Origin of the sequence: Ideonella sp. BN130291, from assembly GCF_036231905.1 — a bacterium.
Taxonomy (GTDB): Bacteria; Pseudomonadota; Gammaproteobacteria; order Burkholderiales; family Burkholderiaceae_C; genus CAMLIZ01.
This window is the reverse complement of sequence record NZ_JAZARE010000007.1, coordinates 29270-44892: the sequence shown is the minus strand read 5'-3', so window position 1 is coordinate 44892 and position 15623 is coordinate 29270. Positions and strand designations below refer to the sequence as shown.

7 protein-coding genes are annotated in these 15623 nt (G+C 70.9%); 1 reads left to right on the top strand and 6 read right to left on the bottom strand.

The genetic code is table 11. The features are described 5' to 3' along the window. Positions 1-3 precede the first annotated feature (3 nt). The 5 genes from pbpC to VPH43_RS15885 form a co-directional block, all read right to left on the bottom strand. Positions 4-2232 (bottom strand): penicillin-binding protein 1C, encoded by a 2229-nt coding sequence (gene pbpC, locus VPH43_RS15905; protein WP_442909302.1) that lies wholly within the window; start codon positions 2230-2232, stop codon positions 4-6. After that, a complete protein-coding gene (locus tag VPH43_RS15900) occupies positions 2207-8347 on the bottom strand; it encodes an MG2 domain-containing protein (protein WP_328578706.1) in 6141 nt (2046 codons plus the stop codon). The genes pbpC and VPH43_RS15900 overlap by 26 nt, the downstream gene beginning before the upstream one ends. 66 nt (positions 8348-8413) lie before the next feature. Continuing rightward, positions 8414-8770 carry a phage holin family protein gene (locus tag VPH43_RS15895; RefSeq protein ID WP_328578705.1) on the bottom strand — a complete coding sequence of 119 codons (357 nt, stop codon included), beginning with the start codon at positions 8768-8770 and terminating at the stop codon, positions 8414-8416. Between the two features lie 36 nt (positions 8771-8806). Then, positions 8807-10801, bottom strand: coding sequence for a diguanylate cyclase domain-containing protein (locus VPH43_RS15890; RefSeq protein ID WP_328578704.1), 1995 nt, complete (start codon positions 10799-10801; stop codon positions 8807-8809). Continuing rightward, entirely contained in the window at positions 10801-11817 is a 1017-nt protein-coding gene (locus VPH43_RS15885; protein WP_328578703.1) for an ABC transporter substrate-binding protein, read from the bottom strand. The genes VPH43_RS15890 and VPH43_RS15885 overlap by 1 nt, the downstream gene beginning before the upstream one ends. 369 nt (positions 11818-12186) lie before the next feature. Between VPH43_RS15885 and VPH43_RS15880 the strand changes: the two genes are divergently transcribed. Continuing rightward, on the top strand, positions 12187-12606 hold the full coding sequence (locus VPH43_RS15880) for an SWIB/MDM2 domain-containing protein (protein ID WP_328578998.1): 420 nt from the start codon (positions 12187-12189) through the stop codon (positions 12604-12606). 72 nt (positions 12607-12678) lie between these two features. On the opposite strand, the gene VPH43_RS15875 is transcribed toward VPH43_RS15880, so the two are convergent. Next, a complete protein-coding gene (locus tag VPH43_RS15875) occupies positions 12679-15489 on the bottom strand; it encodes a PAS domain S-box protein (RefSeq protein WP_328578702.1) in 2811 nt (936 codons plus the stop codon). Between the last annotated feature and the right edge of the window lie 134 nt (positions 15490-15623).

Here is a 15623-nt window from a genome sequence, read left to right as displayed (position 1 = left end):
CGGCTAGCGGGGTGCGCGTGCGGCCGTTGGCCTCACTTGCGCGCCCCGCACCTCGAAGCGCACCGTCTCGCGCACACTGCCTTTGCCATCGATCAATTCCAGGCGATGTGCGCCCGGCCAGGGTGACCAGCCCATGGCGACCGCGGCGCCCAGCGCGCGGCCGTCCAGGCGCCAGCGCCAGCCCTTGGGCAGCGGCCCTGCAGGGGCGAACCGCACCCGCTGCGCCTGGGGCGGGATGTCGGGGTCCAGCGCGAGCACGCTGCGGTCGATCGGCTGTGCGATCAGGCTGGTGGCCGTGGGGCGGGCGGCCTGGGTGATGACGGCCTGCTCCGTGCCGGCAAGGTACCACTCCTCGCGCGGCGGTTCGATGGCCGGCTGAAAACGCACCGCCAGGCGCACCACCGATGCGGGCGCGGCGGGCGGCGGGCCGGCGCTCGCCTCGCGCTGTGCCAGCGCCTCCATCACCGCCCGCCACACCGGCGCGGCGCCGCTCACGCCGGACACGTCCGCCATCGGCGCACCGCTCGCATTGCCCACCCACACGCCCACGGTGTAGCGGCGCGAGAAGCCCACGCACCAGTTGTCGCGCATGTCCTTGCTGGTGCCGGTTTTCACCGCGGCCCAGTGGCGCGTGGCCAGCGCGTTGTCCAGGCCGAAGGTGACGGCGCGCGCTTCGCGGTCGGCCAGCATGTCGGCCACGATGAAACTGGCGGCCGGGTCCATCACCGGCTGGGGCACGGGCCGGGGCGCGTCCGCCTTCAGGCGCAGCGGGCCCACGCGTCCGCCGATGGCCAATGCGCGGTAGGCGTTGGCCAGGCCCGCCAGGGTGACCTCCGCCGAGCCCAGCGCCAGGCTGTAGCCGTAGAAACCGCCACTCTCACGCAGCTGGAATCCCAGCGCCTGCAGCCGCTCGTGGAAGCGCTCGGGCGTCACCATCACCAAGGTGCGCACGGCGGGCACGTTGAGCGAGCTGGCGAGCGCGGTGCGCACCGACACCGCGCCCTTGAAGCGGTGGTCGTAGTTCTGCGGGATGTAAAGGCCACCCACCGTCTCAAGCCCCAGCGGCGAGTCGTCCAGCAGCGACGCGGCGGTGAGCCAGCGTTGTTCGATCGCCAGCTCGTACAAGAAGGGCTTGAGCGTGGAGCCGGCCTGGCGGCGCGCCACCACACCGTCCACCTCCGCCGCCTGCGACAGCGCGCCGCCGCTGGAGCCCACCCAGGCCAGCACGTCGCCGCTGGCGTTGTCCAGCACCAGCACCGCGCCGTCCTCCACCTGCCGCCCTTGCAGCTCGGCGATCTGGCGTCGCAGCGTGTCGCGGGTCACCCGCTGCAAGGTGGCGTCCAGTGTGCTCTTCACCTGCGGCTGGCGGCCGTCGAGCAACTGGCGCGCGACGTGCGGCGCGAGCTGCAGGTCACCGTCCAGGCGGGCGGCGGTCTTGCGTGACAGCGCCTGTGCGGTGGCCGCGTCGAGGCCCTCGCAGCCCAGGTGCTGCACCTTCAGGATGCCGCAGGCGCGCTTGGTCACCGCGGCCGCGTTGGCATTCGGCGCACGCAGCAGCGCGGCCGCGATGGCGGCCTCCTCCGCATCGAGCCCGCTGGGGCGTTTGGCGAACAGGGTGGCCGACATCGCATTCAAGCCGACCAGTTCGCCCCGGAAGGGCACCAGGTTGAGGTAAGCCTCGAGGATCTGGTCCTTGCGCCAGCGCTGCTCCAGCTGCAGCGCGCCCGCGGCCTGCGACAGCTTGGCCGGCAGGCTGCGGCCCGACGTGCCACGGGCCGCCTGCGGCGCCAGCAGGCCGGCCAGCTGCATGGTGAGCGTGGAGGCCCCTCGGGTGCGGGTGTTCCAGAGGTTGCCGAAGGCGGCCGAGCCCACCGCCGACCAGTCCACGCCACTGTGCTGATAGAAGCGCTTGTCCTCCGACAGCAGCAGCGCGGTGCGCAGCGCCGGCGACACCTCGTTGAGCGGCACCCAGGGCAGGCGCCGCACGCTGGGGTCCGTGCGCAAGGTGTGCAGCGGCTCGCCGTGGCGGTCCAGCAGCACGCTGTCGGACGGTCGGTACGTGGCCTTCACCTGCTCGAAGGCAGGCAGCTCGGCGGCGTGGGCCGCAGACGCCACCAAGGCGAGTGCGGCGAGCCCGGGCAGCCAGGCGCACCGCCGCGGGGGCGGTGCGGGCGATGGCACGCAGCGGTTCACCGCCCGCCCTTCGTCACGGCAGCACCACCATGCGCGCATTCGGCGCCTCACCGAACATCTCGGGCGCATACATCGCTTCCACCCGCGTCTGCGGCAGGCCGAACTCGCCGGGGTTGTTCAGGCGCACGGTGTATTCCAGCGTGAGCCCGCCCTTGGGCAGGTAGCGGTAGTAGGCGCGGAAGGCTTCGAAGCTGCGTTCCTGGTAGGCCAGCCAGCCACGGTCGTCGCTGCGCTCGCCTTCGGTGGCGATCGCGCTGTCGCGGCCCAGGCCGGTGCCCAGCAGGCTGGCGCCACCGGGGATGGGGTCGTTCACCACCACCCACGTCATGTCGGCCTGCGCGTCGATCTTCAGGGTGACGCGCAGCACGTCGCCGCGGCTGAACTTGCCCGCCACCTTCTGCTCCACCGGCGTGAAAGTCTTGCTGATGCGGTAGCCGGAGGAGAACGGCTGCTCCACCGGTACGGCGGCCTTGGAGACGAAGGTCAGCCAGGGCTTGCCGCTGCCTTCATGGCTGACGTTCAGGCCACCGGCCGACAAGGGGCCTGATGCGGCACCGATGCGCGGTGCCGGCCAGCCCAGCCCCAGGCTGCCGCCCTGCGGCGATTTCGCCCAGTCCAGCGCCTGCGCCTTGCCGCCTTCGAAGCCGGCCCGCGTGCTGCCACTCACGGGGTCACGCTCGAACGCGCGCGAGAAGGCCTCCACCGCCAGCGTGCCCCACGCATTGGCCGTGGTGGTGGACCAGTGGCCGAACTGCTGGCGCTGCAGGGCGCCGGTCACCAGGCGCGGCATGTCGTCCTTCCAGCCGGGGCGTTGCAACACGGCCAGCACCATGCGCACCGCATTGACATCGCCGTTGGCCATCAGCCACCACCAGTTGTCGTCGCGCTCGGTGGAAAAGCCCAGCCGCGTGCCCTGCAGGTTCAGGCGTGCGCGCAGGATCTGTTCGGCTTCCGCGATGCGCTTGTCGCGTTCGGGAATCGCGGGCACCCGGTCCAGCACCATCAGCCAGTCGAGCACCGCACCGGTGGGCCACTGGTTGGGCAGGAGCTGGATGGACTGCAGCATGCGCGGCTGCACCTTGCCCGTGCGCGACAAGGCCTCCAGCGCGGCGAGCTTGCGCACGTCCAGGTCGCCGTTTTTCAGGAAGGCCGGCACCCAGAACTTGCGCTCCAGCCGGCCTTCGACGAAGGCGACGAGCGCCGATTCCATCTTGCTGCGCGACGCTTCCGGGATCGCGTAGTCGCTGCCCGCTTCCGCGCTCGCCGACAGCAGGTAGGTGGTGAGCGAATCGCTGCCGCTGGCGCGCTGGCCGGCCGAGGGCGGGAAGTAGTTGGCCAGCCCGTCCTCGTCCAGGTACAGCGGGATCTGCTCGGCCATGCGCTGCCAGCCGGCCGCGTCGTGCAGGCCGATGGCCACCGAGGCGCGCTGCTCCAGGCAGGTCCAGGGGTAGTGCATGAAGTAGTCACGCACGCCGGGCAGGCCATCGGCGAGCTTCGGCTTGAAGGCCACCTCGATGCCGCCGCGCATCGCGCCGGTGGTGTCGCGCAGGGCCGTCTGCGGCGGTGCTACCTGCAGCACCTGCGGCTTGTCCAGCTGCATCAGGGTGGCCTGCTGCACCGTGACCGGCACCGCCTCCACCACCTTCTGGCTGAACTTCAGGCGATCGCGCGCCCCGCCGCCTTCGGCGGAAATCGTCCACTCGAGCGACTTCACATTAAAGGGCGTCAGCACCTCCCACGCGGTTTCCTGCGCGCCGTTGGGCGGGATGCGCAGCGTCTGTGGTGCGAGCGCCTGCGTGCCTTCGGTGCCGGCGAGCTGGGCGCCAAGGTTCACGTCCATGGTCTTGGCCGTGGTGTTGCGCACGGTCACACTGGCGCGGTAGCGGTCGCCTTCGCGCACCAGCGGCGGCACGCCGGACACGATCTGCAGGTCCTGCGTGCTGCGGATGCGGGCCTGGCCGGTGCCGAACAGCGCGGCATTGGGGCCCACCACCGCGTCGGCCACCGCCACGATGCGAAAGCCGGTGAGTGCATCGTTCAGCGGCACCGCCACCGTGGCCTGGCCTTGGGCGTCCAGCGCCACACGCGGGTTCCACAGCAGCAGGGTGTCGAAGAGTTCGCGCGTGGGGAACTGCCCGCCGCCGCCGCCGGTGGCCACCGCCTTCTTGCCGAAATGCCGCTTGCCGATGATCTGCATCTGCGCGGTGGCAGTCTCGATGCCGTAGGCGCGGCGCTGGATCATCGCCTTCAGCACATCCCAGCTGTCGTTGGGCATCAGCTCCAGCAGGGCTTCATCCACGGCCGCCAGCGCCACCTCGGTGCCGGCCGGCACCGGCTTGCCGTCGGGCAGGCTCACCTTCACGCGCACCTGCGCCGTCGCGCGAATGGGGTAGGCCGGCTTGTCGGTGGACACGTCCACCTTCAGCTGGTGCTGCGCGATGCCGACCTCGATTTCGGCGATGCCATATTTGAAGGCCGGACGCGAGAGATCGACCATCGCGGTCGGCGCCTGGTAGAGCTGGCCTTCGTCACGCCAGGCCGTCCACCATTCGCTGGGCGCCTTCCAGCCCCACTGGAAGAAGGAATACCAGGGCACGTCGCGGATGCGGCCGCGCACGGCCAGCACCGAGATGAAGACGTTGGGGCCCCACTCGCCCTTGACCGGCAGCTCGATCGTCGGGTCCTTGCCGTGCAGCTGCAAGGTGCGGGTTTCGATGATGCCGTTGCGCTCGATCGCCACCAGCGCGCTGGCATGGCGGAAGGGCATGCGCACCTGCAGCCGCGCGGTCTGGCCGGGTTCATAACTGCGCTGCTCGGGGATCACGTCCATGCGGTCGTCGTTCTCGCCGCCGAACCAGAGCTCGCCCTGCTGCGTCACCCAGGCCGTGGTGGCCGCGCGCGCCGGGTGGCCGCCGGCGTCCTTGGCTTCGGCGATCAGCTCCACGTCGCCGGCCTCCTTGAGCACCACGTCGCACAGCAGCAGGCCGCGGGCGTCGGTGCTGCCACTGCAGACCTGGCCCAGATCCTGGTCGCTGTTCTGGTTGTCGTAGGCGTAGAAGCCGCCCACCAGGCGGCGCCGGGTGGACTGCACCCGGTGCACCACCGCGCGCACGGCGACGGCGGTGTTGGCCAGCGGCTTGCCGGCGGTGTCCAGCGCGAGCACCTGCGTGGGCAGCTTCTGCTTGACCGACACCCAGCGGTCGGTGCGCAGGCCCAGCACCACGGCGGACGGCCACACCGGCACCGTCTGCGACAGGGTCTGCAGCTCACCGTTGGGGTCCGGGTAGGTCGCCTGCACCAGCAGCTCCGAAGGCGCCTGCACGGCGGGCAGCGAACCCAGCGTCGCAACACCGGCGCCGTTCTTGTCCAGCGTGACGGCGATCTTGTCGGCCACCAGCCGCGCCTCCTCGTCGCTGCGGCCGCGCACCGAGCGCTCCTCGTCGTCCTCGTCGAGGTAGTCCTCGGAGAACACCGAGCGCTGGTTGGGGTCGCGCGCCTTGCGCGGCGGCGTGAAGCTGAAGCCCGGCCAGCGCTGGGCGCGTGCGCCGGCCGCGGCATCGGCCGGCCGCAACTGGGCCGACACGCGCACCGCCAGGCCGGCCGCGCCGCCGCCGTTGCCATAGTTCACCTGCAGGTTCAGCGGTACGCTGGCCGGCTGCACCAGCGCCTCCTTGGGCGGCACGATGCGCCCGGTCATCACCGGCAGGCGGAACTCCTCCACCCGGAAGCTGCCGGTGATGCTCGCGCGCTGGGTGCCGGGGCCCACGAGGCTCACGGTGTACACACCGAGCTTGGCATCCTTGGGCACCTCGAAAGTGTTCTCCGCCATGCGGCCCTGGCGCCACTGCAGCGGGAACTCGAACTTCTGGCCCGAGCCTTCATGCTCGATGCGCAACTGCGTCGGGAGCGTGTCGCGCTTGCTGAGCGACAGGCCCACCAGCTGCTCGGTGCGCGCGAGGTGCTTCATGGACACCGTCTGGCCGGCGCGCAGCAAGGTGCGGTCGAACACGGTGTGCCAGCGCTGCGCCTGCCCGGGCGCCTCTTCGTCGTCATCCGCGTAGCGGCCGCCGTTGGCGCTCAGGTGGAAGCGCCAGGATTCGATGCCCTGGTTCCAGGTGGACCACACAAAGGCCATGTCGGCGCGGCCCTTCGCATCGAGCTTGCGCGCGCTGACGAAGTAGCCGGTCTCGTGGCCGCCTTCGCCATCGCTGTTCGGGTTGCAGTAGTGCCAGGGCAGCGGCGGCAGGTGCTTCTGCACCACGGCCACGCCGTTGGCGTCTGTGCGGCCAGTCCACAGCGGGTTGCCACGGCAGTCCGACACCTGCAACTGCGCGTCGGCCACCGGCCGGGCGCTGTCCAGCGTGGTCACCCACACCGCGGAGTTGGCGGCGCCCCACTTGAAGTGCACGCCGAGGTTGGTGACCAGCGCGCTGGTGCGCACGTACATCGGCGCCTCGCGGTCCAGCAGCGCGCGGCCCAGGCGCGGCGACTCGATCTCCACCACGTGCAGGCCGGGTTCCGGCAGCGGAATGCCCACCACCTCGAAGGGCCGGGTGTCCTTGGCGTCGGCCGGCGGCAGCGCCAGCTTGCGGGCCGCCTTGTCCTTGTTGAGCAGGCTCACCGCGCGGGCCTGCACCTGGCGCCGCTCATCGATGCCGCGGTCCTCGCGTTCCTCCTCGGGCACGTCCTCCCCATAACGTTTGGCGGCCTTGGCCTTCTTGGGCGCCGCTGGGGGCGGCGGCAGCTTGATGCCCAGCTCGGACTCGACCACGCTGCGCTCCAGCACCGTCTCGTGATAGCGCCTGAGCTTGGCCAGCCACTCGATGATCTGGGCGTCATCGGTGAGCTTGAGCTCCCTCACGTTGCCCTGCGAGCCGGCTTTCACGGCGGTGACGGCGAGCTGCGGCTCCACATGGCGCAAGGTCACCGGCAGCAGCGGCTCGGCGTTGAGCTCCAGCACGCCGAAGGGCGCGGTGGCGAACTTCGCCAGCGGTGGCGCGCCGGCGGTGCGCACCGTGAGCGGGAACTGGCTGGTGTTGGCCAGCGTGCGGCCAGCGTCGTCCTTCAGGTCGGCCGGTAGCTCGATGCGCAGGCTGGCGCTGTCGGGCAGCGGCGCCTTCCAGCTGAGCGCGCTCACACCTTCCTGAGCGGCGGCGGTGGCCGGGTCCACCACGTCGCCCTTCTTGCGGCCGATCAGCCAGACGAAGCGGCGCACGCCACGGTCCCACCACGACAGCAGCTGCTCGCTCTGGTCGCCGCGGCCGGTTTCCACCTGCGGCGCACGGCGCTCGCCATCGGCCGTGACCAGCGCCACCCGCTCGGCCACCGACCGCGGCACGGGCGAGGAGAACTCCAGCCGCATCGGGCGGATCGGCAGGCAGTCGGCGCGTGCGTTTTCGCGTTCGCAGGTGAAGCTGGCGGCAAACGGCGGGCGCACCTTGTAGCCCAGCCGGCGCTCGGCCGAGTTGGGCACGCCCGAAGGCGTGGCGATGCCCTTGCCCCACACCAGGTCCACCTTGGCGCCGCTGGGCAGCGGCCGCGCGCAGCGCACGGTGAGCACCCGCGCTTGGCTGGCCTGCAGGCCCACCGCCTTGACGATCGCATCGCGCACCGGGCCGGTCACCACCTGCAGCGGCAGCCGCTCGCCGATCCCGGCGGCCTGGCAGTGGCCGAAGCGCTGCACGCTGTCGGCCGTGGCCGCGCCGTTGAGCAGCAGGGCGAACACCTGTTCTTCCTCGATCGGGCCGCTACCGTCGTCCTGGGGCGACGGGTAGGCGCGCACGATGGCCGGCCCGCCGGTGGTGAAGGAGAAGCGGGTGTCGCCGGTAATGGCGGCACCGGCCAGCGTCTTCAGCTCGGGCTTGAGGCTGGCGGTGCAGGCGGTGCCGGCCGGCACGTCGTCCTTGAAGTCGAAGACCCAGGTCTTGTCGTCGACCCAGCGGCCGGACCCCGGTGCGCCGCATTGCAGGTTCATCGGTGCCGGCAGGCGCGGGTCGCCGAAGCGCACCATGGCTTCGGAGAAGGTGGCGCGCAGCTGGCGCACACGCGCCACCTCGCCTTGCGGAGAAAAGGTCTGCACGGTGGCGGCCATGGCCGCAGCGGCGCTGCAGGCGAACGCCAGGGCCGCACATGCGCGGCGAATGATGGTTGTCAAGAACGGCCTCCCGGCCTGCGATGCGCAGGCTCCCGGGGCGTGACTATGCCGTGGCTTGCGGCCGATTCAACCCCTACCCGGGAACAGCCGCTCCATCGCCACGTCGATCACCATGCCGCACAGGCTGTAGATCAGCGAGCCGATCAGCGCCGCGCCGAAGCCGGTGACGTTGAAGCCGGACATCACGCTGGCCGTGGCCCAGAAGAGCAGGGCGTTGATCACGAACAGGAACAGCCCCAGCGTGATCAGCGTGACCGGCAGCGTCAGCAGCACCAGCAGCGGCCGCAGCAGCGTGTTCAGCAGGCCCAGCACCAGCGCGGCCACCATCGCGGCGGTGAAGCTGCTGACCTGGACACCGGGGTAGAGATAGGCCACCAGCAGCAAGGCCGCGGCCAGCAGGAGCCAACGCACGATGAGTTTCATGCCGCGCAGGATACACGGCGGCGGTGGCGTCCGGAGTCAGCCCGCCGCGTCGCGCGGCGCCAGGCGGAAGGTGTTGCGGCCGGCCGCCTTGGCGGCATAGAGCGCACGGTCGGCCTGGGCCACCAGCCCGGCCGGCGTGGCCTCGCGCCCTTCGTACAGCGCCACGCCGATGCTGCTGGACACCTCCAGCACGTGGCCCTCGATGTCGAAGGGCGGCGCGATGGCGGCCAGCAGCTTGCGCGCCACGAATTGCGGTTCGTCCACCGTGTTCAGGCCCTCGAGCAGGATCACGAACTCGTCGCCGGCCAGGCGAGCCACCGTGTCCGTCTCGCGCACCGCACGCAACAGGCGCTGCGCAAAGGTCTTGAGCACCTCGTCGCCTGTGGCGTGGCCCAGGCTGTCGTTGATCTGCTTGAAGCGGTCCACGTCCAGGAACATCACCGCCATCGGCCGCCGCGCGCGGCGTGCACGCGCCATCGCGGCCGGCAGCCGCTCCTCGAACTCGCGCCGGTTCACCAGGCCGGTGAGCGGGTCCACGCGGGTGAGCTGGTCCAGATGGCGCTCCACCAGCTTCATCGCCGTGACGTCGGTGCTGAGGGTGTACACACCGGCCACCGTGCCATCCGGCCGGAGGTCGGGAATGTAGGTGTTCTGCAGTGAACGCGAGACGTCCATCGCGTTGGACTCGACCTCGAAGGACACCCGCTCGCCGGCCAGCGCGCGCACGAAGTACGGTGCACGCTGGGCATACAGCTCGTGGCCGATCACCTCGGGCAGGTGGCGGCCGATCATGCCCGCCGGCTCCACGCCCATCCATTCGCGGAAGGTGCCGTTGGCGAACCGCAGCATGAGCTGGTCGTCGATGTAGGAGATGAGCACCGGCAGGTTGTCGGTGATCATCTTCAGGCGCTGCTCGCTGGCGGCAGTGGCCACCTCCGCGACCTTGCGCTCGGTGATGTCGAAGGAGATGGAATGGAAGCCGCGCACGCTGCCGTCCGGGCCTAAGTCGGGCACGTAGTTCTGCTGGAGGTGGCGCTGCACGCCGCGGATCACGCCGCTGCTTTCGAAGCTGACCCGTTCACCGGCCAACACCCGGGCGATCCAGGGCTGCAGCTGTTCTTCAGCGCTGCGGCCGCGCACCTCGAGCACCGTCTTGCCGATCAGCTCGCGGTGGTCGCAGCCGAGCACCACGCCGCAGTACGGGTTGGCGAACACGCAGCGTCCGCTGCTGTCGAACTGGGAGATCAGGGCCGGCGCGTTGTCGGTGATGGCGCGGATGCGTTCCTCGGACGCGGTGCGCAGCGCGGCTTCGCGGCGCAGCTCGTCCTCGCGCTGCTGCAGGGCCTCGGCCATGGCATCGAAGCGGCGCGCCACGCTGCCCAGCTCGTCGCGTGCCTGGCTGCCGATGCGTGCGGACAGGTCACCGCTTTCCAGGGCGCTGGTGGCGGTGTGCAGGATGCGCAGCGGCCGCAGCACGCGGCGCCACACGAGCAGCATCAGCGCGGTCAACAGCAGCAGCATCGCGGCAAGGGCCGACAGGCCCAGCGCGTGCAATTGCTGCTCGGCGCGCGCCTGGTCGGCGGCCGCTTCGCGCGACCAGCGGTAGGCGCCGTCGGCCAGGGACTGGGTGTCGGCGAGCAGCCGGTCGACCAGGAAATCCTGGCGCCGGGGTGTCAGTGGCGTGGCCGGCTCCTGGCCCAGCTCGGTCAGCCGCGTGAAGACGGCAGGCAGCGTCTTGGCCGCGTCGCGCAGGGCCTCCCGCGTGCGGTCGCCGTCGTCACTGCTCAGGCGCTGAGCGATGCTGGCCTGGCGCTGCCACCATTGCTGCGCCGCCCCGGGCGCGCGCTCGCGCGCGTATTCCTGCGTGAGCACCAGCAGGCCGGCGACCTCGCGCGCGGTGGCCTGCGCCTGCGCCTGCTCGGCGTCGGCCGCGCGCGTGCGCTGCAGCGCCAGCACCACCAGCACGGCACAGGCCAGCGCCACCGACAGTGCCGCGGCGGCCGACAACAGCAGCTGGGTCTTGATCTTCATCAGTGCGCCAGCCCCACCGCATCGGGCTGCACCGCCTGCAAGGGCCCGGGATGCAGCAGGGACAGCATGTTGGGCACGACGGCGGCTTTCACATGGCCCTCGCGCAGGGCCCAGCGCGCTTCGCTTTCCATGGTGCGCACCACGCCCTGGTCCAGCGTGAGGCCGTAGCGCAGGCCCGGCCAGATGGCGCTCACGAAGGCCGGGCTCAGGTCCAGCCAGCGGCCCATCAGCGCCTGCGCTTTCTGCGGCTCGCGCCGGATCAGGGCCTGGGCGCGGGCCAGCGCGCGCAGCAGCGCCACGAGCTCGGCATCGCGCGGGCCGGCCATCCGGCGGTGCGCCACCAGGTTGAAGGTTTCCACATACACGCCGCCCTCGTCCTTCAGCGTGATGGCGTCGTCGCCCAGCGCGAGCGCGGCCTTGTGCGCCAGCGGCTCCCACATCGCCACCGCATCCACCTGGCCGGACTGCAGGGCGGCCTGGGTCTGCTCGGGCTGCAGCGGCACCGACACCACGCTGGCCGGATCGATGCCATGGAACAGCAGGTAGGCGTCGAGGAAGTAGTGCGCCGAGGTGCCACGCAGCACGCCGACCTTGCGCCCCGGCAGGTCGCGTGGCTGGCGGATGCCGGCGCTGCGGCGCGCGATCAGCTTGGCGTCGTCGCGCGTGTGGGCCACGGTGGCCAGCAGCGCGAGCTCGCGGCTGTCGAAGCTGGCGAACATGATGGCGGTGTCGGCGGCGGTCGCCACGTCGGCCTGGCCCTCGAGCAGCAGGCCCAGGCAGCGCCGGCCGCTGGCGCATTCGGTCACGCGCACCTGCAGCCCTTCGGCCGCGAAGTAGCCCTCGGTCTCGGCCACGCGCAGCGGCAGCGACAGCGGCGAGCGGGCCAGCGCGAGATGCAGCACGGCCGGTTGCGCGCCCGCATGGGCAGGCAGCCACAGGGCGACGGCGAACAGCGCGGCAAGGCGCAGGAGATGGCGCAGGAGGTGGCGCAGGAGGTGAGGCAGGAGCGAGGGCAACACGGAAGTCCAGCAGGCATGGCCCGGGAGATCCCGGCGCACGGCCTCTGTGATTTCGGCACAGCATCGCCCGGCTTGAAGGCCCTTGCTGTAACGGGTGGCGACCTGCGTGGCGCGGCACGCATGCAGGTGATGCGCATGTGTTCACACGCATCCTCGATGCACCCTCGAGCGCCCCAGGTGACGCCTCGCAGCGACAAAACGCTTGTCTCAGAGGCAGAAAAGCGGCTTTCACCTATGAAAACGGCTTCTCAACACCTATGGAGGGCGATACCATTCGCGTCGCGGGGCTCACGAGAGAAAAGAAGGTTCATGCGGCCTTCACCCGGACCCGGCACATCAACCAACCATTTGATGGAGAGATTCGAAATGGCAACTGCGAAGAAGGCTGCTCCCGCGAAGAAAGCGGCAGCAAAGAAGGCGGCACCGGCCAAGAAGGCTGCCGCTCCTGCGAAGAAGGCCGCGGCCAAGGCACCCGCCAAGAAGGCGGCTGCTCCGGCGAAGAAGGCCGCGGCGAAGAAGGCCGCTCCCGCCAAGAAGCGCGCACCGAACCCGGCGTTCATGAAGGAAATGAAGCCGAGCCCGCAGCTGGCCGCCGTCATCGGCGACAAGCCCGCTCCGCGCACCGAGGTGACGAAGAAGGTCTGGGAGTACATCAAGAAGAACGGCCTGCAGGACAAGGCCAAGAAGACCATGATCAACGCCGACGCCAAGCTGAAGGAAATCTTCAAGAAGGCCCAGGTCTCGATGTTCGAGATGACCAAGCTGATCAACAGCCACCTGAGCTGATCGCCTGATCCGTTCACTCCAAAGCCGGCGCCAGCCGGCTTTTTCTTTGGGCGCTCGCCGCGTGCCCGGGCTTCAGGCCAGCTCTTCGGACAGCAGGTCCAGCATGCGGCGCAGGTCGATCGGCTTGGTCCAGTAGGCGTCGAAGCCGGCGGCCATGGCGGCGTCGATCTGCTCGCGCATCGCGTCGGCGGAAAACGCGATGCAGCGCAATCCGGCGGTGGCCGGGTGGGCGCGCAGCTCGCGGATCACCTGCAGCCCGCCCATGTCGGGCAGGTTCATGTCGATCAGCAGCAGGTGGGGCTTGAGCGTGCGCGCCAGGTGCAGGCCGCGTGCGCCGTCCACTGCCACCTGCAGCGTCCATGCGGGCCGGGTGCGGAACACCTCTTCCATCAGCACCACGTTGAGCGGCTCGTCCTCGATGTACAGCACGCTGCGGCGCGCGCAGTCGCGGCCGGCCGGCAGCGCGTCCAGTGCCGAGGGAACGGTGTCCACCGGGCTGGCGCCCGAGCCGTCGGCGGCCCACAGCACCACGGTGAAGCGGCTGCCCCGGCCCGGCGTGCTCTGCACCTCCAGCCGGCCTTCCATCGCCAGCGTGAGCTCGCGCGCGATCACCAGGCCCAGGCCCGTGCCCTCGACGCGGCGGCGTTCGGCGCCCAGCCGGTTGAAGGGCTGGAACAGCTGTGCCTGCTGGTGCGCGTCCAGGCCTTCGCCTTCGTCGATCACGCTGACTTGCACATGCAGCGCGTCCCGGGCGAGGGCCAGCCGCACCGCACCCCCCGGCCGGTTGTACTTGATGGCGTTGGACAGCAGGTTCATCAACACCTGCTCCAGCGCACGCCCATCGGCCTGCACCCAGCACGGCTCGGTGGGCGCGCCCGGCAGGCTGATGCCCTGGCGCTCGCCCTGCGGCTGCAGCACGCGCAGGCAGCTGCGCACCGCCTGGCTCAGGTCCACCGCCTGCAGCGGCAGGTGGAACTCCTGGCGTTCGATGCGCGTGAGGTCCAGCACCTCGTCGATCAGGTCCAGCAGGTGGCTGCCCGCGCGTTGCACGCCGGCCAGGCGGCGCTGCTGCTCCGGGGCCAGCGGCTGCTCCGCGTCCAGCGCCATCAGCTGCGCAAAACCGAGGATGCTGTTCAGCGGGGTGCGCAGCTCATGGCTCACGCGCGAGAGGAACTGGCTCTTGGCCTGGTTGGCGCGTTCGGCCGCTTCCTTGTCGCGGCGCAGGCGCTCGTGCGCGATGTGGTCGCTGATGTCGCGGCAGGTGCCCAGCAGCGCGGTGACGCGGCCCATCGCATCGGTGCGCGCGTCGGAAGCCAGCTCCAGGTGGCGCCAGGTGCCGTCGGCGCCCAGCACACGCACCCGCCCTTCGGTGTGGCCGCCGGGGCGCTGCGCACGCTCCAGGCCCAGGTGCACGCGCGGGCGGTCCTCCTCATGCACCATCTCCAGCCAGTCCGCCAGGGGCAGGGGCGGATGCGGATAGGCCAGCCCATGCACCATGCAGGCACGCCGGTCGAAGCTGAGCCGGCAGTGCGTGACGTCGTACTCCACCAGCCCGATGCCGGCCGCGTCGGCGGCACGGTCCCAGCGCGCTTCGGTCTCCCGCAGCGCCAGCTCGGTCTGCTTGCGCTCGGTGATGTCGGCGGTGAAGCCGTGGAACAAGGTGCTGCCATCGGCCAGGCGCTCCGGCATGGCGCGCGTGTCCAGCCAGCGCAGCTCGCCGTCGCGCACGATGCGGTATTCGCGCGTCCAGGGCCGCAGCTCGCGCACGGCCTCGGCAATGCTCTCGCGAAAGCCGGCCACGTCGTCCGGATGCAGCAGGTTCAGCGGCACCTGGCTGTTCATGCTGCTGCCGCCGTCCTGGTCGGGCGGCTCCACGCCGAACAGCGCACGCACGCCTTCGCTGGCATACAGGAAGCGGCCGCGCCCTTCGGCGTCCACCCGGTACTGGAAGATCACCCCGGGCACCTGGGATGACAGCTTGGCCAGCAGCTCATGCTGCAGCTGGGTCTCCCGCTCGGCCTGGATCTGCGAGGTGACGTTGCGCGCGGTGCCGCGCCAGCCGCGGAACTGGCCGTTTGCATCGAACACCGGGGTGGCGCTGCGCGAGACATACAGCGTGCCCTGCGGCGTGGACTTGGCCGTGATCGCGCGTGCAAACGGCTGGCGCCGCTCCAGCAGGGCGTGCAGCCCGCCGAGCTGGCGCTGCTGGCTGCGGCCCTGGGCATCCAGGCGCGGCTCGTCGGGCACCGACCGGCCGAGCTGCTGCTGCGCCGGCATGCCGGTGATGGCTTCGAACTCGCCGGAGATCCAGCGGTAGCGCAGCTGCTCGTCGAGCTCCCACATCCAGTCGCCCGACGCACGCGCCAGGTCGTGCAGGCGCAGGCTCTGGTTCTGCAGGGCCTGCTGGACGCGGCGCTCGTGCATCAGGCCGGAGACGGCGTGCGCCAGGCTGTGCAGGCCGGCGCGCTGCTCCGGCCGCAGCTCGCGCGGCTGCATGTCCATCACGCACAAGGTGCCCAGCGCCATGCCGTCCAGCGCCAGCGCCACGCCCGCGTAGAAGCGCACGTGCGGTGCCTGCGTCACCATCGGCAGGTGGGCGAAGCGCTCGTCGTCACGGGCGTCGTGCACCTCCACCACGCCGTCGTGCTGCAGCGTGTGCTCGCAGAAGGCGAGCGTGCGTGGTGCTTCCGTGATGGCCACACCGCGGCGGGCCTTGAACCAGTGGCGGTGGCTGTCGGCCAGCGAGATCACCGCCATCGGGCAGCCGGTGAGGGCGGCGGCGCAATCCACCAGGGCGTCGAAGCTCGCCTCCGGCGGGCTGTCGAGCACGCCGATGGACTGCAGCAACTGCATCCGGGCGTCGTCAGCCGTGGTGGTGCTCATCAGGCGGCGGTGTGAGCGTTGGTGAACAAAGCGTGGAATTGTGAGGCACGCCTTGCGACACGTTCTATCCACATCTGCCCCGCGGCGCATTCCTTCCGTGAAGGATGCCCGCCACCACCGCGTGGTGTGCCGCG

What these genes read in the sequence shown, in the direction of transcription:
- VPH43_RS15875 (WP_328578702.1), bottom strand. Translation starts at nt 15,489, where the DNA reads ATGAGCACCACCACGGCTGACGACGCCCGGATGCAGTTGCTGCAGTCC.
- VPH43_RS15895 (WP_328578705.1), bottom strand. Translation starts at nt 8,770, where the DNA reads ATGAAACTCATCGTGCGTTGGCTCCTGCTGGCCGCGGCCTTGCTGCTG.
- VPH43_RS15880 (WP_328578998.1), top strand. Translation starts at nt 12,187, where the DNA reads ATGGCAACTGCGAAGAAGGCTGCTCCCGCGAAGAAAGCGGCAGCAAAG.
- pbpC (WP_442909302.1), bottom strand. Translation starts at nt 2,232, where the DNA reads ATGCGCGCATGGTGGTGCTGCCGTGACGAAGGGCGGGCGGTGAACCGC.
- VPH43_RS15890 (WP_328578704.1), bottom strand. Translation starts at nt 10,801, where the DNA reads ATGAAGATCAAGACCCAGCTGCTGTTGTCGGCCGCCGCGGCACTGTCG.